The 18,536-nt window shown below is 62.9% G+C and carries 16 protein-coding genes; 8 read left to right on the top strand and 8 right to left on the bottom strand.

Annotated features, from left to right (window positions below):
* The first annotated feature begins 3 nt into the window (after window positions 1-3).
* The 4 genes from AB1792_10955 (at window position 4) to AB1792_10940 (ending at window position 3,280) form a co-directional block, all read left to right on the top strand.
* Entirely contained in the window at window positions 4-525 is a 522-nt protein-coding gene (locus AB1792_10955) for a hypothetical protein (protein MEW5702732.1), read from the top strand.
* Window positions 522-2,063: an SLC13 family permease gene (locus tag AB1792_10950; GenBank protein MEW5702731.1), complete on the top strand. Its 1,542-nt coding sequence runs from the start codon at window positions 522-524 to the stop codon at window positions 2,061-2,063. The genes AB1792_10955 and AB1792_10950 overlap by 4 nt, the downstream gene beginning before the upstream one ends.
* Before the next feature lie 115 nt (window positions 2,064-2,178).
* Window positions 2,179-2,739 carry an Ada metal-binding domain-containing protein gene (locus AB1792_10945; GenBank protein ID MEW5702730.1) on the top strand — a complete coding sequence of 187 codons (561 nt, stop codon included), beginning with the start codon at window positions 2,179-2,181 and terminating at the stop codon, window positions 2,737-2,739.
* Window positions 2,711-3,280, top strand: coding sequence for a methylated-DNA--[protein]-cysteine S-methyltransferase (locus AB1792_10940; GenBank protein MEW5702729.1), 570 nt, complete (start codon window positions 2,711-2,713; stop codon window positions 3,278-3,280). The genes AB1792_10945 and AB1792_10940 overlap by 29 nt, the downstream gene beginning before the upstream one ends.
* A 429-nt stretch (window positions 3,281-3,709) precedes the next feature.
* Here AB1792_10940 and AB1792_10935 read toward each other — a convergent pair whose 3' ends face one another.
* The 6 genes from AB1792_10935 to AB1792_10910 form a co-directional block, all read right to left on the bottom strand.
* The gene (locus AB1792_10935) at window positions 3,710-4,936 is read right to left on the bottom strand and encodes a multiheme c-type cytochrome (GenBank protein ID MEW5702728.1); all 1,227 of its coding nucleotides are present in this window, start codon (window positions 4,934-4,936) and stop codon (window positions 3,710-3,712) included.
* Window positions 4,937-5,314: 378 nt separating this feature from the next.
* The gene (gene rpsA / locus AB1792_10930) at window positions 5,315-7,363 is read right to left on the bottom strand and encodes a 30S ribosomal protein S1 (GenBank protein MEW5702727.1); all 2,049 of its coding nucleotides are present in this window, start codon (window positions 7,361-7,363) and stop codon (window positions 5,315-5,317) included.
* A gap of 259 nt (window positions 7,364-7,622) precedes the next feature.
* On the bottom strand, window positions 7,623-8,285 hold the full coding sequence (locus AB1792_10925) for a lysophospholipid acyltransferase family protein (GenBank protein MEW5702726.1): 663 nt from the start codon (window positions 8,283-8,285) through the stop codon (window positions 7,623-7,625).
* A gap of 19 nt (window positions 8,286-8,304) precedes the next feature.
* On the bottom strand, window positions 8,305-9,054 hold the full coding sequence (gene cmk, locus AB1792_10920; protein ID MEW5702725.1) for a (d)CMP kinase: 750 nt from the start codon (window positions 9,052-9,054) through the stop codon (window positions 8,305-8,307).
* 45 nt (window positions 9,055-9,099) lie between these two features.
* The gene (locus tag AB1792_10915; GenBank protein MEW5702724.1) at window positions 9,100-9,903 is read right to left on the bottom strand and encodes an enoyl-CoA hydratase; all 804 of its coding nucleotides are present in this window, start codon (window positions 9,901-9,903) and stop codon (window positions 9,100-9,102) included.
* Between the two features lie 205 nt (window positions 9,904-10,108).
* A complete protein-coding gene (locus AB1792_10910) occupies window positions 10,109-10,942 on the bottom strand; it encodes an SDR family NAD(P)-dependent oxidoreductase (GenBank protein ID MEW5702723.1) in 834 nt (277 codons plus the stop codon).
* A gap of 99 nt (window positions 10,943-11,041) precedes the next feature.
* On the opposite strand from AB1792_10910, the gene AB1792_10905 reads away from it, so the two are divergent.
* The 3 genes from AB1792_10905 (at window position 11,042) to AB1792_10895 (ending at window position 14,184) form a co-directional block, all read left to right on the top strand.
* Window positions 11,042-11,641, top strand: a complete 600-nt coding sequence (locus AB1792_10905; protein MEW5702722.1) for a sigma-70 family RNA polymerase sigma factor — start codon at window positions 11,042-11,044, stop codon at window positions 11,639-11,641.
* Window positions 11,638-11,874 carry a hypothetical protein gene (locus AB1792_10900; protein ID MEW5702721.1) on the top strand — a complete coding sequence of 79 codons (237 nt, stop codon included), beginning with the start codon at window positions 11,638-11,640 and terminating at the stop codon, window positions 11,872-11,874. Before AB1792_10905 ends, AB1792_10900 begins: the two co-directional genes overlap by 4 nt.
* Window positions 11,875-12,141: 267 nt before the next feature.
* The gene (locus AB1792_10895; protein ID MEW5702720.1) at window positions 12,142-14,184 is read left to right on the top strand and encodes a S8 family serine peptidase; all 2,043 of its coding nucleotides are present in this window, start codon (window positions 12,142-12,144) and stop codon (window positions 14,182-14,184) included.
* Window positions 14,185-14,340: 156 nt separating this feature from the next.
* On the opposite strand, the gene AB1792_10890 is transcribed toward AB1792_10895, so the two are convergent.
* Together AB1792_10890 and AB1792_10885 are read right to left on the bottom strand one after the other, a co-directional pair.
* Complete coding sequence (locus AB1792_10890) at window positions 14,341-15,705, bottom strand: terminase family protein (protein MEW5702719.1); 1,365 nt, start codon at window positions 15,703-15,705, stop codon at window positions 14,341-14,343.
* On the bottom strand, window positions 15,692-16,939 hold the full coding sequence (locus tag AB1792_10885; GenBank protein MEW5702718.1) for a hypothetical protein: 1,248 nt from the start codon (window positions 16,937-16,939) through the stop codon (window positions 15,692-15,694). Before AB1792_10885 ends, AB1792_10890 begins: the two co-directional genes overlap by 14 nt.
* Before the next feature lie 324 nt (window positions 16,940-17,263).
* On the opposite strand from AB1792_10885, the gene AB1792_10880 reads away from it, so the two are divergent.
* Window positions 17,264-18,421, top strand: coding sequence for a VCBS repeat-containing protein (locus AB1792_10880; GenBank protein MEW5702717.1), 1,158 nt, complete (start codon window positions 17,264-17,266; stop codon window positions 18,419-18,421).
* Window positions 18,422-18,536: the final 115 nt, after the last annotated feature.

Below are 18,536 nucleotides of genomic sequence, written 5' to 3'. Positions count from 1 at the left end.
GCTATGCGCCGTGATCTCAGTCGTCTCCTTGGGCTTTGGCTGTCGCCGCTCGGTGCGGTCACGGCGGTGATCTGCTTCTTCCTTCCGTGGGTCCGCTTCTCGTGTCTCGGCATCCGGCGGACGATGTCCGGCGCGGATCTGGGCGGGGTTCTCTGGGTCGTGCCGGTCTTGTGCATCGCGGTTGTGATGGTGTCTCTGCTGCGTGTGTGGCGACCGCAGGGGTTGCCGTGGACGCAGTTTCTGGTCGCGGCGGCTTCATTGGGGGCGCTGGCGGTCCTGGTTCTGAAGTACATGAGCGTGGCGCGATATGTCCGGGCTGAGTACGGCACGATCACGGCCGAGGACGTCGGCTTGCATGTGCACACCGGTGCCTGGGGGATCTTGGTCAGCCTGCTCGTTTGTCTGATCGGGTCACTTGTTCCCCGTTCCCGTCCGAAGGCCGCCACTTCTGAGGTGCCCGAGACATCCGCGGATGTCGTTTCGGTCTCTTCCGGCAACCCCGATCGAGCAGGTCCAGGCCGGTGAGCGGTCGCTCCCCACAGGAGGACACCACCGTCGGCTATTGGCGGCGTGTCGGATTGATCGGTGGCCCGGTGGCGGCGCTCGCCATCGTACTCCTTGTCGAATTCGATCCGGCCCACCCGGCGATGGCGCGGACCGCAGCCGTGGCGGCGCTCATGGCGGTCTGGTGGATGACCGAAGCGCTGCCGATTCCCGCCACCGCGCTGGTGCCGATGGCGCTGTTTCCGCTTTTGGGCGTGTCGTCCGGACGTGCGGTCGCCGGCCAGTACTTCAACGACGTTGTCTTTCTGTTCATCGGCGGCTTCATCATGGCGCTGGCGATGGAGAAGTGGGGGCTGTTCCGTCGTTTCGCGCTGGCGATCATGCTCGTGGCGGGAGCGAGCCCGTCGCGTCTGGTCTTGGGGTTCATGGCGGCCACTGCGTTCGTCTCCATGTGGGTGTCGAACACCGCCGCCGCGATGATGATGGTGCCGATCGCGCTGGCAGTGATCACGCAGTTGAAAGACAGTACGCCGCCGGAAAGGACAGGGCGTCTGTCGACCTCGCTGCTGCTGGGAATCGCTTATGGGGCGACGATCGGGGGGATCGCCACATTGATCGGCACGCCGCCCAATCTTGCGTTCAGCCGCCTCTTTGCCATCGCGTTTCCGCGTGCGCCGGAGATCACCTTTGCCCGCTGGATGCTGTTCGGGGTGCCGTTCGCAATCGTCCTTTTGGCTCTGACTTGGATACTGCTCGTGCTCGTGTTCCGAACGCGGTCCGGGGCCGGCGCAGTCGATGCGTCACTGCTGCGACAGGAATACCGGCAACTGGGCCGGATGCGGTTCGAAGAACGCGTCGTCTTGTGGTTGTTTCTCCTGCTGGCGTTCCTGTGGGTCTTCCGTCAGGACATTACGCTGGGGTCCTGGACGATCCCCGGCTGGGCGGGGCTCTTTGGATCGCCGTCATTCCTGGATGATGGCGTGGTGGCCATCGTCCTCTCCCTTCTGCTGTTCATCATTCCCGCGCGGAATGCGCCCGGTGAACGTCTGATGGACTGGGAGACCGCGACCCGGCTCAACTGGGGGATCGTGATCCTGTTCGGCGGGGGATTCGCCCTCGCGGCGGCGATGGAGGAGTCGGGACTTTCGGCATGGGTGGCACAACATCTGCAATCGTGGCAGGGAATCCCTCCACTTCTTCTCGTGGCGGCGATCTGCGTCTCCGTCACGTTTCTGACGGAACTGGTGTCCAACACCGCCTGCGTTCAAATCGTGTTGCCGATCCTCGCGCCGATGGCGGTCGCTATCGGCGTCAATCCCCTGCTGTTGATGGTCCCGGCCACGGTGGCGGCCTCGTGCGGCTTCATGCTGCCGGTCGGTACCCCACCCAACGCGATCGTCTTCGGGACCGGCGAGATCAAGATGCGTGACATGCTTCGCGTGGGGATCGTCCTTGATCTTCTCTCCGTTCTGTTGGTCACGATCTTCATGTACCTGATCGGCCTGCCGGCGTTCGGGATCGGCTCAGTCGGAGCGCCTCCGTGGGCGACGGGGTCGTAATCGTTGCCGGAAGACTGGGCGGCTTCCCCGCTTCGGCTTCCTGACCGATCACTTTCCAACATCCCTGCACGGAAATCGGTAGACGGTGCCGCGGGCACTATCGTTGTTTACTCGCGTGGATCCGCTCGACTACCAGACGATGGCGGCGGCGATGAGCCGGAACGATGCGGCGTACGATGGGAAGTTCTATGTCGGCGTGTTGTCGACCGGGATCTACTGCCTGCCGTCGTGCCGGGCGCGGCTGCCACGGCTGAAAAACGTGCGGTTCTTCGCCACGCGGGAGGAGGCGATTGCCGCCGGTTTGCGCGGGTGTAAACGCTGCCGCGCCGCCCGCTATCCCGATGTGCTTCCGGATTGGCTCCCATTGGTTCTGGCGCATATGCGCGCCACGCGCGATCAGCGGCTGACCGAATCGCAGTTGATGCGCCTGACCGCAGTCCACATCGCCACGGTGCGCCGGTATTTCAAGACCCACTTGCACACAACGCCTTCGGCCTTTCATCGGCGACTGCGATTGGCGTTCGCGCGCGAATTGATCGAGTCGGGAACCGATTATCTGAACGCCGCGTATGCCAGTGGATATGAATCGGCGAGCGGATTCCGCGATGCCTTCGCACGCCAGTTCGGCCAGCCGCCGGGGAGGTATTATGCACGAACCAACCATCGGCGTTCGTGATCTTGACAGCCCATTGGGACCGATGATCGCCGGGGCGACCGCCAACGGAGTCTGTTTCCTCGAATGGCACGATCGCAGCGGTGTGGAACGAATCAAGGAACGAGTCGAGAAGCGCTACCGGCTGCCGCTGTCGGCGGGCAATACCAATCTCCTTGACGACCTCGAAAGGCAACTCGCCGCCTACTTCGCCGGCACTCTGCGGGAGTTTACGGTGCCGATCGGCGTGCGCGGTACGCCATTTGAGCGGAGTGTTTGGGAGCAACTTCTCGCCATTCCCTATGGTGAGACGCGGAGCTATGGCCAGATCGCCGCCGCCCTCGGCAAACCGGATGCGCAACGTGCGGTCGGCCGCGCCAATGGGGCGAACTACCTGTCGATCGTGATCCCCTGCCACCGGGTCATCGAAGTAAACGGCGCCCTGCGCGGCTACGGCGGCGGGCTGTCACGCAAGAAGTGGCTGCTGGAGCTGGAGAGCGGCGTCTCGCATGGCAACGAGCGCCAACTGGGAGGTTGCGTGCCACTGACCTTGGTCAGTGCGTGAGGGATGTGTGGTCGTGACCTTGGTCACGGCTTGAACGAGCCCTGACGAACGTCAGGGCCACGCCGGCCAGTGCGTGAGTGATGTGAGGCCGTGACCTTGGTCACGGTTCACGAAGAACCAGACGATTGGGAAACGACCTGGATCACGTTGCCGATGCTGATTAGTGTCACGGCTTCAACGAGCCCTGACGAACGTCAGGGCCACGCCAGTCGTCGTCCCTCTTGTGGGGCGATTCAAGGCTCACTGACCAGGGTCAGTGGCACCGGGCCGTTTGTCAATCCAAGGGGACTGTTGAAGAGGCCGCTGTGTGCGGTCGGGTGCCCACACCCGACCGCAGTGTACCAACAGCTTGCGCCGGGTGTGGGCACCCGGCGCCACTGGTAAAGCGGGATTCTTCGACATACCGACCAAGGTCGGTGGCACACTATATCACTTCTTCGCGGTGCGCATCTGCGCGGCCATCTCTTTGATGTCGCTCAAGTCGCGGACCAGCTCACTCCAGCCATACCAAAGGGCATAGTCGGGGTTGGCATGGAACGTGCCTTGGAAGGCGCGCATGCGGTGTTCGAGGTGCATCACGAACAACCGCTGCTCGATCGGCGTCGGCGCATCGTGGAACGCCAGAAGATCGGGGAAGGGATAGGCGTAGTGCGCCGGTTTCGCGAGAGTCCCATCCTGGTATAACCCCGCCACAATACGGATGGCTGCCGCGAGCATCGAATCGGCGGCGCGGATCATCTTGTCGCCCTTGGCGAGCTCGCCTTTGGCGAAGTTCTCGGAATGGCACTGGCTGCACGCGTTCATCAGCTTGGCGCGCTCGGCGTCGAAGCTCTCCTGCGTTAGTCGGGCGACATCGGCGGCTTTGACGACATCCAGCCGTGCGGTCGGCTTCCCCAGTGGGTCGAGGACACCGAGGGCCTGCAGGATCGTCGTCTGATCGGCCTTCCATTGCGGGTCTTCGGGTAACGGCAAACGCACCGCCAGGAAGCCCCATGGGGTGCGGACCTCATGATTCCCCTCCTGCATGTGGCAGTTCTGGCAGGTGGGACCGGCGATGGAATCGGAGAGGACGCCGGTCTGCTTGAGCCCGTAGCGGACGCCGTGCTTCGAGGCCGAGTACATCTCCCACTGTGGATGGTCGAATCCCATGTGGCAGGTCTGGCAGGCCTGCGGTTGACGCGCCTCGGTCACAGAGAACGCATGACGCGTGTGGCAGGCATCGCATGAGGCCACACCGAAGCGAACCCCCTCGTCCTTCAGCGTCTGGATTTCGGCGTCGGATTTCAACCCGATCTTGTGGCAGCCGCCGCACCCTTTCATACCCTCGGTCAATGCCATCGGCAACCAGTGTGTGGTCGGCATCGCCTTCATCGCGGCCCAGCCGGCGGCATGCTTGCCGCGCGTGTATTGCTCGACCTGGGTTTGATGACAGGTGGCGCAGGTCTGGGGTGTCGGGATGAGCGCCAAGGCAGCGTCATCGGCACCCTTGTGCTGGTCGCCGTGGCAAACGTCACAACCGACATCGTTGGCGCTGTGCTTGCTCAGCGTCCAGTCGGCGACGACTCCGGGGGAGGTCTTCTGGTGGCATGTCACGCACTCCTGTGCATGAGCCGCGCCGGGCCGGATGATCATGGCGACTGCCGCCAGCAGCATCATCGACCGCAGCGCCACCGTTTTCGCCCTCCAACACTTCCTCATTCCACCCTCCTCCTGAGATCGGGACCAACGATCGCGTGCTCTCAGCCGAACATTGGGTGACTGTCCGATGGCGTCAAGAGTCAACGGGGACAAATGTCGCCAAGATTGTCACAATCTCGGTTGTCTCAGAGTTCCCAGATGGAGAAATCCCCGGGAACTTGCGTCCCCGGGGATTGTGCAGAAGCAGGACAAGGAGGTGGTTTTGCCCTGCATTGTGCTCGCAATAGCTACTACCGATCAGCCGGCAGTTTGTTCCAGTTTTTCAACCGGCCGCGAAGGCGTCGCGTAAGGCATTCACCGGCAACGGCTTGGCCGCCCAAATTACGGCCGTTCTGGTCACACGCCCGTCAATCCGCCCGAGAGCCCGCCTTCCGGCCGGTTGTTGTCGTTCTCCGGGCGCTGTTCTTGTGCTTCCTCGGCATCCGGCGTTGCGCCAGTGCCCGTTGGCTCCCCCGCCTCGGGCTCGCGTGCCGTCTCCGGCGCGCTCACGACTGCGGCCTCGCCCATCGAGGTCGTGCGGGTCGGATGGGCCGCTAAGAACCCTTCCAACTCGCCGCGATCTTTGTCGCGGTAGTAGGCCTCGACCGACAAGACAATCCGGCGGTTGGTTGGGTCGAATTCGATCACCCGCATCTTCAACTCATCGCCGATGGCGAAGGCGTCCTCGGGCTTCTCCAACTCCTTCTTGCCGAGCTGGTTGAGCGGGACGAACCCCTCCACCTCGTTGTCGATGTCGACCACCACGCCGCGTTCGAGCAGCCGGACGATCTTGCCTGTCATCTCGTTGCTGACACGAAAACGCTCGTGGTAGTGAGGCCACGGGTCTTCCAGCACCTGTTTGTGTCCGAGGGAGATCTTGCGGTTTTCCGCATCGATGTTCAGTACGATTACGGGAACCAGATCGCCTTTTTTCATGACCTCGGATGGATGCTGAACGCGACGGGTCCACGATAGATCGGAGATGTGCACCAGCCCGTCGATCCCTTCCTCCAGCTCGACGAAGGCACCGAAGGCGGTCAGATTGCGGACACGCCCTTCGTGCCGCGTGCCGACCGGATATCGCAACTCCACGGTCGACCAGGGATCGGGCTCCAGTTGTTTGATTCCCAGAGAGATCTTCTGGTGCTCGCGGTCGACATTGAGAACCATCGCGTCGACCGTGTCGCCGACCTGCACCAGCTTGGAAGGATGCCGCACATGGTGCGTCCAGGACATCTCGGAAATGTGCACCAAGCCCTCGACGCCGCGCTCCAGCTCCACAAATGCGCCGTAGTCGGTGATCGAGACGACCCGACCCTGCACGCGGCCGCCAATGGGGTACTTCTCCTCGACGTTCTCCCAGGGATGCGCCGTCAGTTGCTTGAGTCCGAGGGAAATGCGGTGCGTCTTGGGATCGAAATCGAGGATCTTGATGTCGATGTCGTCCCCCACCGAGACCACCTCGGAGGGATGGCGAATCCGTCCCCATGACATGTCGGTGATGTGCAGGAGACCGTCGACGCCACCCAAGTCGATGAACACGCCGAAGTCGGTGATGTTTTTGACCTTGCCGCGGCGGATCTGTCCGGTCGAAATCTCCCCCAAGACCCGGCTGCGCAAGTCGTCGCGCTCCTGCTCGAGGACGACGCGGCGCGACACGACGATGTTGCGGCGCGTCTTGTTCAGCTTGATGATCTTCATCGGCAACGCTTGGCCAATCAGCGAATCGAAGTCGGGGACCTGGCGCAGGGCCACCTGCGATCCGGGGAGAAACGCCTCGACGCCGAACAGGTCGACGACCAGGCCGCCCTTGATGCGGCGCACGATGCGCCCATCGACCATCACGCCCTGTTCATGCGCCGCCCGTATCCGATCCCAGACGCGCAGGAAGTCGGCCTTGCTCTTGGAGAGGACGAGTTGCCCGTCCTGATCCTCGACGGCATCAAGGAAGACATCCACCTCGTCGCCGACCTTGACATTGATCGGCTCGGAGAACTCAGAGATCGGAATGGCGCCTTCGGACTTGAAGCCGACGTCGACAATGACGGCATCGCGGCTGACGGCCTGGACGCGTCCCTTGACGATTTCCCCTTCGCGAATCTCGGCGATCGTCTGCTCATAGAGCGCCGCCATGCGCTGGTCGTCCTCGGGGGTGAATTCCTTGTCATCGAGATCGGGAGCATAGATCTCCTCCTTCTCGACGACCGGGGGTGGAAGTGGAGCGACCGCGGCCATCTGGGCGCGCTTGGCCGATTTGGTCTTGCGTACCGTCGCCGTGCGGGTCAGACCTTCCGTCTTGACCTCGGTGACCTTCTTCTTGCGGGATGTGGTGGTGGCGGCCTTCTTCGTGCGCGTGCCGCCGGTGGTTTTTCCCGACTCGTCATCGGGTTTTGTGGTTGTGGACACCTGTGGACTTCCTCCTGAACAGCAGCATTCGCCCATCCGGGCGGCCTCTCCATCGGAAACGGAAAAGCCCTCTAAAATGCAGGCACAGGGCATATACCACAAGGTCTTTTTCACGCCATTCGCGCGCCGCAAGGGGCTGAAGCCCCCTGGCCGCGTGACGAAGTCGTGGGCGGAGCCCACCCTACACTGCGACAACTTTGCCCCGGGTGGGCTATGTCCACCGAATCATGCGGCAATCAAGCACGCAGGCGCAAGACCGCTACGAGCCGTGGGTCTCGACGAGTGCGTCGCTTGGAAAGGCATCGGCGAGGTCGCGCGCGGAGTCATCGCTGAGGGCGCAGATTCTCTGCATGATCAGGCGGGAGAGGGCACGATACCCATCCTTGTCATCGGGGAAGGCAAGGACTTCTTCGGCGGGAATGGGCTCGCCGGTGCGTATCGTGAGCCGGCGCCAACGAAAGACCGCGAGGGACAGTCGCCGGTTCCCCTCGATGTACGCCGGAACAATCGGCAGGCCGGCAATCCGTGCCAGTCGTCCGACACCAGGGCGCGGCGATTGCATTCGGCCGGTGCGCGACCGCGTTCCCTCGGGAAAAACGAGAACCGGCCGCCCCGATGCCAACAAACGAAGGATCTCCTGCTCGGCGGTGCGATCGATCACGCCACGGCGGATTGGCCGGGCGTTGAGGTATCGGATGAGACCTCCGAAGAGCGGATTGTGAAACAACTCCGCCTTGGCGAGAAACCCTATCTCTCTGGGCACCAGGAACGCCACCATGGGCGGATCGAACCAGGATCGATGATTGGGGCAGATCAGGAAGGCGCCCTCGGGCAGCTTCTCGCGCCCTTGCAAGCGCGGCCACCAGAGCACTGTGTAGATCGTGCGGGCGAGGTACAGCCAGAAGCGATAACCGAAACGCATCACCGTGGGTCCATCCGTGCTACCGAGCGCGGTTCAAACGCAATTGCTCGTGGCAGATGCGATAGACCTCGTGGATCTGCTCATCGATGGTCAGCGAGGAGGTGTCGACCGTGATCGCGTCATCCGGTTTGCGCAGCGGACCGTGGGCGCGGGTCGAATCGGCACGGTCGCGACGGGCCATGTCACGTTGCAACTGTTCGGAATCCTCCCCACCGCCGCGTTCCCTGCTGCGACGTGAGGCGCGTTCTGCCAATGACGCCTCCAGGTAGATCTTCACGTCGGCGTCGGGCCATACGACCGTGCCGGTGTCCCGGCCTTCCAGCACGACGTTGCCCTGGGCGGCTCGTCGTCTCTGCCACCGGACCAGTCGTTCCCGCACCTCGGGGAGCGCGGCAACGGCCGAGACTTGCGCGTCGACCACCGGAGTGCGGACGAGATCGGTGACGTCCTCCTCATCGAGGTAGGCGCGAACGCCCCGATCATGATCCTGCCGGATGACGAAACGGGAATCAAACTCGTCCAACACGGCCGACAACCGATCTCTGTCGGCCAGATCGCAATGTCGACGGCCGACCAGCAGTGTCACCGTCCGATACATGGCGCCTGTGTCGAGATAGTCGAAACCGATACGTTCCGCCAGCCGACGGGCGGTGGTCGACTTCCCCGATCCGGCCGGGCCGTCGATCGTGATCACGGCACCTCGGAAGACGTCGGGAATGCGCGCGGAATCCACGACGCTGATAATAGAGTGGACTGCGTGTATGAGCAATGAGTTTCCCCCGGCAACGCCACGACCGGGGGATGTCGGCTCATGTCATGGTCGATGAGGCAACGGCCCGAACCGAGGCGCGCGTTTCTCAAGAAAGGCGGCGATGCCCTCGGCGCAGTCGGGGCCGCGGAAATTCTCCAGTTGCAGTTGACGTTCGATGCCGGCCGTGGTCTCAAAGGAGGCATCCCATGTGGCGTGAATCGCCCTCTTGTAGCGCGCCATCACAGCCGTCGGCCCGGATGCGAGGCGCGCGGCCAGGCGGCGCGTCTGCTCCGTCAATTCAGCCGCCGGCCAGATGCGATTGACGAGACCAATCCGCTGCGCCTCGTTCGCGTCGATCGGTTCGCCGGTGTACAGCAGTTCCAGCGCCTTGGCAGTGCCCAGCAGTCGCGGCAGCAGGTACGTTCCGCCCCAATCGGGCCCCAATCCCAGACGAACGAACGGGAGGCCGAATTTCGCGTGCTCGCCGGCCATCCGCAGATCGCAGGCCATCGCGATGAGAAACCCTGCCCCGGCGGCGACGCCGTCGACCATGGCGATTGTCGGTTTGGTCGACTCCCGCAGCAGGGCCACGATCTCCTTGCCATCGTCCAACAGGCGGGCGAAACCCGCTTCATCGTCGGCGTTCTTCAGCTCGCGCAGGACATGGATGTCGCCGCCGGCGCAAAAGTCGCCGCCGGCGCCGGTCACGATGATCACACGCACACGGTCGCTGCAATCGGCTTCGCGCAGCATCTTGAGGAGATCCACGCGCATCTCCGTCGAGAGCGCGTTGCGCTTTCCGGGGCGATCGATGGTCACAGTCGAAATGTGATCGCGGATGTCGAGGTGGATGTGTCCGTCAGTCATGTGACGTGTGATGATTCATACCCTGTGTCTGTGATGTAAGGGGCTGAAGCCCCTTGTCCTCGATGGAGACTATCTGGCAGGTTTGGTCGGAGCATGGCGCGCCGTGCCCTCCGCAGGGGGCTGAAAGTCCCCTGTCCGCGAATTCGGATGACCGGGAGGACAAGGGGCTTTAGCCCCTTGTGGTCGCTGCAAGCGCACATGAACGTCACACCCCATACCCGCCGGAGACCTTGAGGTGCGAGCCGGTCACGTACGCCGCCTGCAGTGACAGGAAATACCGGACGGCACCGATGATGTCCTCGTCGGCCCCGAGCCGGCCGGCGGGGATGACCTTGTCTGGCTCAGCGGGACGCTGGACGGTGTTGTGGTGAATGCCGGGCGACACGGTATTGATCGTGACGCCATCGGCCATCGCGACCTTGGCCAGTGATGAGGAGAAAGACAGAAGCGCGGTCTTCGCCGCCTGGTAGGCCGCCACATTGGGATGTCCCTGCAAACGATCAGCAAACACATATCCGAGATTGACGATGCGCCCCCCACTCTGCTTGCGCATCGTCTTGACGGCGATGAGCGACAGTCGCGCCGCCACGGAGAAGTTCGACTGCAAAAGCGTCCGCAGCGTGTCGGTCTTCATCTGAAGCAACGGACCCCACCAGTAGTCTCCGACATTGTTGATGAGAACGTCCCAACGCCGGAACTGACGGACAAATCGAACCGCGACCTTCTCGGTGACGTCCGCGTCGGTCAAATCGGCGAGCCAGTACTGAGCCGAGACGCCCAGGTTCTCACAGGCGGCGACGACTTGTCGCGCCGCCGTCTCGCTCTTGCGTGTGACGATGCCGACGTTGTAGCCGTCCTCCGCCAGGGCGATGGCGATGGCGCGGCCGATTCCCCGCGCCCCGCCCGTGACCAGGGCGCTGCGTCGCCCGGCGCTCTGACCCTCACTCCGTTTGCGTGCGGTACCCGCTCTCATGGCGGAGAGTATAGCATGCCGATTCCCGCCGGACAATCGTCTGCGTGAGCCGCGAATGACCATCATCTGATCGCTGTCGGCCTCCGCCGGCGGATGTCGATTGTCATTTGATCACATCATCGCCGTTCGGCGCCGAATCATGATCGCGAGGAGGCAACGGGCGCGATGCAGACATTTGACGTGTGGGACAAGACTCCACTGGGATGGCGACCGGCCGACGGCTGGACCGGGGAATGGAGGGCTTGGTTTCGGGCACCCGGGCGTGATGATGGCCAACGGCGTCATCGGGTGAGGCTCATTCAGGAGCACGTGCGCAACGCCGTGGCCAAGTTGCCGATCCTGGAGCGGCGTATTATCGAGGGACATTACTTCGATGGTCATTCCCTGTCGCAACTGGCGGATGAGATCGGTTTGCCCAAAACGAGGATCCAGGTGTTGTACCGTCGTGGACTCGGTCGCCTGCGCACGGCGCTCGCCGACTTCGTCGTGGCGACGTTTGGAATCCGAGCGGTGATTCTCCCCGATTGCCCCATCTGCCACGCGGCTTGGCGAGGAACCGCTGAAGATCTGCTTGATGAGAAGACACCCGAGATCACGTGGGGTGAGCTGGCACGTCGTCTCGAACGGGCGGTCGGTTGGACGCCGACAACGATCCAAGTGGTGATCGGTCATCAGAAGCGTCATCGCGCCTACGCGGTAGAGGGAGTGAGTGGCACCGGCTTGGACTCGATTCGTGCCATAAACTCAGAGGAGGTCCCGTGGTGAACGGAGTACCGAAACGCGGGCAGCATGCGGTGAAGATATTCGTCTCGACCGAGCTGCGGGCGCGTCTGAGCGCGTTGTCGGAGTCGCTCGACCGTCCGCTGGCCGACGTCTGTCGGACCCTCATGTGGATCGCCCTGCCGATCCTGGAGGGCCTGGATCAGGCACAGCAACGCGGAACCGACTGGTGGGTCCAACGGGTCCAGGGACGCGACCAAGAGGAGAACAACCGGTGAGACAGGCGCGGCATGGCCCGCGTGTCACTCTGTAAGCGGGGATTGACATCCGGACGGTTTGCGGTATCTTGCCGTGGGAGCCCCCACGAGTGCCGCCGAGGGCGTGGCCTCCTGTGATCTCCTGCTGAGAGTGTGTCTTGTCTGGTTAGGCGTGTCTACGGTCCTGCCGAAACATAACAAGGCACGGCACTGTCGCATTGATCGGCCTCGCATCGTTCGGCGGGTCGAAGATGCAGTGTCCGTGTGACGGATCCGGAAAGGCGAGTCATGATGTCGCGAAACGACGCACATAGGTCCGTTGTCCCATGGGGCTGGGTATTCCTGACGTGTGGGATTTTGGCGTTCGGTGTTCTGGGGCACGCCGCCTCGGTCGACCGCGCCTTTGTCCGACCGAGGAACAACCCCGTAATCTCGCCCTGGGCCGCTTCGGTGATCGCTCAAACCACCCGTGAAGGCAGTGTCAAGGTCTGGGTCCTGTTCACCGACAGGGGATTCTACGATCAGCGCGGATTCGCCGCCGCTGCGACGGCATCGCGCGGCGCCTTGACATCGCGCGCGACGTCCCGGCGGGCCAAAGTCGGGCGTGACCGCGTCGAGTTTGTTGACATCCCCGTGCGCCAGGTCTACATCGACCGTGTGCTGGACCTCGGCGCCACGTTGCGCCAGCGGTCGCGGTGGCTGAATGGTGCATCGTTTGAGATCGCGGTGGACCGGCTGCAAGATCTGCAGGCACTGCCGTTCGTCCGCGAGATTCGGCCTGTGATGGGATTTCGCCGTGATCCCGAGGGCCTGGAGAAGGAATCACCGGGGACAGCCGGTCCTGCCGGTGTGCAGGGTCCTGGTGGTCCGGGGCTGAACTACGGCCCCTCGCAGGCGCAACTCGACCAGATCAACGTTCCCGCTGCACACGTGGCGGGATATCGCGGTCAGGGCGTGCTGGTCTGCATGATGGACACGGGGTATCGCAAGGACCATGTCGCGTTCGCGCAGGCCTATGCCGAGGCGCGGGTGCTGGCAGAGTACGACTTCATCTTCCACGACGGCAACACGCAAGATGAACCCGCGGATCAACCGGGGCAGCATTCTCATGGGACGTACACGTGGTCGACGCTCGGCGGTGCATCGGACGGCAACTTGTATGGCCCGGCATTCATGTCTCAGTTCATTCTGGCCAAGACCGAGGACATCCGCTCCGAGACGCCGATCGAGGAGGACAATTGGGTGGCGGGGATGGAATGGGCCGATTCGATCGGTGCCGGTGTCATCTCCTCGTCACTGAGTTACAAGACCTGGGATGACCTGACCGGGTACGTCTACTCCGACATGAACGGCGATTTCTGCGTGACCACGGTCGCGGCCGATTCGGCGGCGGCATTGGGAATTGTCGTTTGCAACTCGGCGGGAAACAGCGGCAGCAATCCGGAGACGATGGGCGCCCCGGCCGACGCCGATTCGATTCTCACCGTGGGTGCGGTCAACTCGGTCGGGACGATCGCCAGCTTCTCACAGTGGGGGCCGACGTACGATGGTCGAATCAAACCCGAAGTGTGCGCGCGCGGGGTCGCCACTTACTGTGCCACTCCCACGACGACGACCAGCTACGGCTCGGTGGGTGGAACGTCACTCTCGTGCCCGTTGGTCGGCGGCGGCGCGGCCGTCGTGCTGTCGGCACATCCGGATTGGACACCGATGCAGGTGCGCGAGGCGCTGATGATGACGGCCTCGCAAGCCGCCACCCCGAACAACGCCTATGGCTGGGGGATCATCAATGTCATGGCGGCGATCAACTACACCTTCTGTCAGCCGCCGGCGGCTCCGGGAGCGCCGGTTACGTCCATGAACCAGCCCTGCCCCGATTCCATTTACACAATCAGTTGGAGCCCTGTGACTGGGGCGACGCAATACGAGCTCTTTGAGAACGATACCCTGGTCGCCGCTGTCGTCGATACACAACTGACCATCAGTCACCCCACCGGGACGTTTGACTACTTTGTCAAGGCCAAGGACGCGTGCGGCACCAGCGCGGCCGGTCCGAGCGGGGCAACCACACAAGTCGTCGACTGCCCCTGCCATGCCGACCCCGAGTGCGACGGTGTGGCGTCGATTCAGGATGTGGCGCTGGTTGTCAATGAGGCGTTCCGGGGTGCATCCCCCCTGTCTGACAGCGGTTGCCCGCATGTCAGCCGCTGCGACGTCGATTGTGATTGTGTCGTCGGTCTCACCGACGTCGTGAAGATGGTTGACGTGGCATTTCGCGGCGGCGATCCGGCGACGACGTTCTGCCTACCGTGCGCGCACCGCTGCCCATGAGCGGGCCGGCACGGGTCTGAAGACCCGTGGCACCAAGAATGTCTTGTAGGGGCAGGTCTTAGACCTGCCCTTCTTCGTTCATGCGATCAATGGGCGGGTCTGATATCCGACCCTACACATGCCGTAATATCGGCGACCGAAGGCCGCACTACAGACTCACCACCCCTGTAGACGGAATGCGGGACGGGTATCGGCCACAGATGGTGTCCGTGCCAGCCAAAGGGCCAATGCCAATGCAAACACCGCATCGCAGTGCGTATTGTCCTCCCAACTGAACTCGCGCAGCTCGTTCGCCAACGACCAGTACTCGCCGTCGGCGGTCGTCATCTCGACGTTGGGGATTGCCACGGCACCTGAAGCGAAGGCCTGTTCGAGGGCGGCGATTAGCTCGCTTTTGGCGCGTCCGCCCCGTTCGCCGAAGTTGTATCCCTCGGCTTTGATGTCCGCCAATTCGGAAAGGACGACATCGCCCAGGCCGGTGGCGTCGATCAGGACACGACCGCCATACGCGCGTTGCCGTTGCCGGATGGCGGTGAAGACATCGGGCCAATTCCGATGCTGGAAGCGGGTGAAGGCGACCATCTGCGCCGGGCGCGCCGTGACATCGAGGGTCACGCCGACAGTCCAGGAGCGCTTGCGCGCCAGATCCCAGCCGTGAACATATCTGCGCCCCGGCTCGGGTGGGTTCAACCCCGTGGCGAGTGACAGTGCCTTCTGGATGTCCTCTTCACGCAGGACCTCATTGCCGAGATCGACAAAGCGTCCCTCGATGTTCTGCGCTCGACGCTGGGGTGACAGCCGGGCGATCGTGCTTTCCAGATAGTCAACAGGCAGATGCGGGTTCTCGCGGGAATCGCCACGCTGGACATATCCCCGACGGCCGCGCGCACGAATCTGTTTAGCCTTGCGATAGAACCAGTTCTTGCCGCGCGGCGTCGAGACATAGTCGATCTGTCCGGCGCGGTCGACGACACGCATCGCCAGCACCTCCTCCACGACGTAGTCGGCGCTGGGTTCAAAGGCGGCCTCATCGAAGCTGATGAAATCGAAGTCGTGGCCCAACAGGTACTCGCCGCGCCGTTGCGTGGAACGGGCCCACAATATCGACCCATTCGTGAGCCGCAACATCGGGAAGGGTGTCGCCAGGACATCGGCGATCAGGTGGTCGGCACAGGGGAGTCGACGCACGAGCCGGAGAGTCTCATTGAAGATGATGCGGGCCTGATCGAGCGTGATCGAGACATTGGCGCAGACATAGCGCCCGGCGCGATCATGGCGGGGATTGCGGATCTGGAAGAGGAGACGGTGGGCGATCTTGACGGCCTGCACGAGGGACTTGCCCCAGCGATTGCCGCAGTGCAGGAGATTCTCCGGGCAGGTCGAGTGACGGAGCCACCGGACCTGCCCCGGATGCGGGTCAATCGCGAGGAATTGCCCGGCGAAGTAGACGGGATCGATGAGCGCACGGCGCCAAGAGCCACGGATCACGAGGCCCGGTGTCCGCCGATCAGCGCGAACCACCGGCCGTCTCGGTCTGCAGCCGCTGCCGCGCCTGTTCCATCGTCAGGACACCGGCTTCGAGTTGACGGAGGACGAGATCGGTGTGGGCGCGCTCGGTCTCATACCGTTCCCGGCGGTCGAATTCCAGACGGTTGTCGAAGACATGGCGGACCTTGGCTTCAACTCCGGCCAGCGCCAGTTCGATTGCGGCGATCCACTCACAGAAGCGAGACGCGGCCCGCTGCAGGGTGACGATCTGTCGCCCGACCATCTCGTACTTGAATCGCGCCCAGGTCTGCGTCGTGCCGTAGGAGTAGCCGAGCATGAACGGGGCCAGGTGGCAACCGGCGACGACGTCTTCAATCATCGAGCGATGATTGAGATACCAGTTGCGCGAGGCGGTCACCTGCGCGCCGGGACCGACATGCGTGATCTCCACGTCATTCCAGGTGATGGGGTTGTCGTCGACGTCGAAATCGCGCAGCGCCCGCACGGTGCTGTCGAAATAGGCGTTGGCCCGGGCGGCGTAGTCGACGTCGGCTTCTGCCGTCCCTTGTGTCGGCGGCGTGATCCGGACGTGCAGCCGGTGGTACCCGGCGTTGTGCATGGCTTTCTGCATGTCACGGATCAACTCCTGCTCGACGCGGGCGACGAAGCCGACGGCGGCCAACAGCGATTTCCCGTGTGGTCGTCCGGCCTCGGCATCGAGCGGTTGATAGAAGATCGCGTCAGAGTCGAGCGGAATCCGGTTCCGGCCAGTCTGCTGCCACATCTGCCATTGCCCATGGGCGTCGGTTTCGAATTCGAGCGTCGCCACGTCGACGAAATGGAAGACATCGAGGCCGCGTCGAGAGGGCAACAGCGTCAATTCCCCGGCCACAGCACCATCGGTAAAGAGGGCGTCGAAATACTGAACGAGCAGAGCGTCGAATCCGCCAAAGCGGATGAGCCGATCAGGATGGATACGCCGATCCAGTGCCGCCAAGACCTCCAGTGCCCGACGGCTCTCTTCTTCACCAGAGCTGTCAGTGACCTCAAAACGGTGTGGTGATGCCGCCAGTCGCGTCCAGGTCCAAACGGCGGCCTTCAAGACAGGAATCCGGTCCCGGAGGAATCGGTGCAGACGGATCGCGAACGTGCGCTCGGCCAGAGCGTCGGCCACGAACGTCCAATCGCCATTCCCCGCTTGGGGGCCGTGCGATCGGGGCTTGGTTCCCCATCCGGCCGCACGGGAGAAGGGACCGAGAGATTTCACGGCGCCCGGATCTCGCGCTGGTGTCTCTCCGCCTCGGATCAACCAGCGTTGCCACCACTTTGGTTCTGCTGCCACACTCACCTCACTGCCACGGAGGGGCAGAGCACCCCTCTATCCTACCGGCAGGCGCGACAATCACCCCCGAAATGGGGTCGGATTTGCCGATTTGGCTGCGGGATGAGTCAAACGACCAACCGGCCGTCTGTGACCGGTCTTTTTCTGCGTCACTCCGGCTTGCGATATGGGGTTGACGGCGGCTGCTTGGGTGCTATCTTGACGCCAACTGTTCGTCTTTTCACAAACCTCGAATCCGTGGAGGTGACCATGGAAAGGTGCAAGGCCCCGAGTCTGCTGGTGGCACTGATCGTGTGTGCCGTATGCTGTGCCGTTTTATCGACCGTCGCTGAGGCACAGGATCTCTGCTTTGCGACTGCAATCGGCCATCCCGTGGGTGATCACGCCAATTCTGTCTTTGCGGCTGATCTGGATGGAGACAACGATGTCGACTTGGTGGTGACTACCGGGTCGGAGAACAACCTCTCGATCTTGAGCAACAATGGCAACGGTACCTATGCGGCGGCGGTGAGCCTTGTGGGCGGGGAGTGGCCGGTGTGGGCTGTTGCCGCCGATCTGGATGGTGACAACGATCGCGATCTGGCGGTGGCCAACTGGAGCGTGAGCAACGTCTCCGTGCTGAAGAACAACGGAAATGGGACCTTCACGGCGCCGCAGACTTATGCGCTTGCGGGCAGTCCCTACCAGGTCCTCGCGGTCGATTTGGATGGTGACAAGGATGCCGACTTGGTCACCGCAAACTTCAGCACGGACAATGTCTCGGCGCTCAGGAACAACGGGGATGGGACCTTCGCGGCGCAGGTGAGCTACGCGTGCGGGGACGGCCCCGTCTCGATTGTAGCCGCCGATCTCGATGCGGACAACGACGCCGATCTGGCTGTGACCAACTACAACAGCGACAATATCTCGATTTCCAAGAACAACGGGGACGGAACATTCGCGGTCGCTACCGATCAAGCGGTGGGGGATGCGCCCCGCTCGGCCTGCGCCGTTGATCTCGATGGGGATGGTGATCCCGACCTGGCGGTGGCCGGCGCCGGAAGCGACAGCGTTCTGATGCTCGACAATAATGGGAACGGGACCTTTGCGTCCGCCGGGAACCACGCCGCCGGAGATAGCCCCCGCTCGGTTGTCGCCGCCGATCTGGATGGGGACAGCGATGCTGATCTGGTCGTGGCCGCCTTCCACAGCGACAGCGTCAAGGTGCTGGAGAACAATGGGGGTTGGAGTTTTGCGCCCGCGGTGACCTACGCGGTTGGGGATGCCCCTGTTTCCGTCTGTGCCGCTGATATGGATGGGGATAGTGATGCGGATGTCGCTGTCGCCAATCAGGAGGGCGACAACGTTTCCGTGCTCGTCAACTGCGCCGAGCCCTACGCGGCTATCGATGATGAGCTAGTGTCCTGAGTCATTAATTTCTTAAACATTATTCTCTCGTCTGCGTATGTCTGGTAGACTCTTTGAAGGAGGCATCGCATGCGCAGAGGACCGCGACTGGAACCGTTGCGATTGAGCCCGCCCG

The sequence above is a fragment of the Candidatus Zixiibacteriota bacterium genome, from assembly GCA_040752595.1.
Lineage (GTDB): Bacteria > Zixibacteria > MSB-5A5 > WJJR01 > WJJR01 > JACQFV01.
This window is presented reverse-complemented; position numbering and strand designations above follow the sequence as displayed.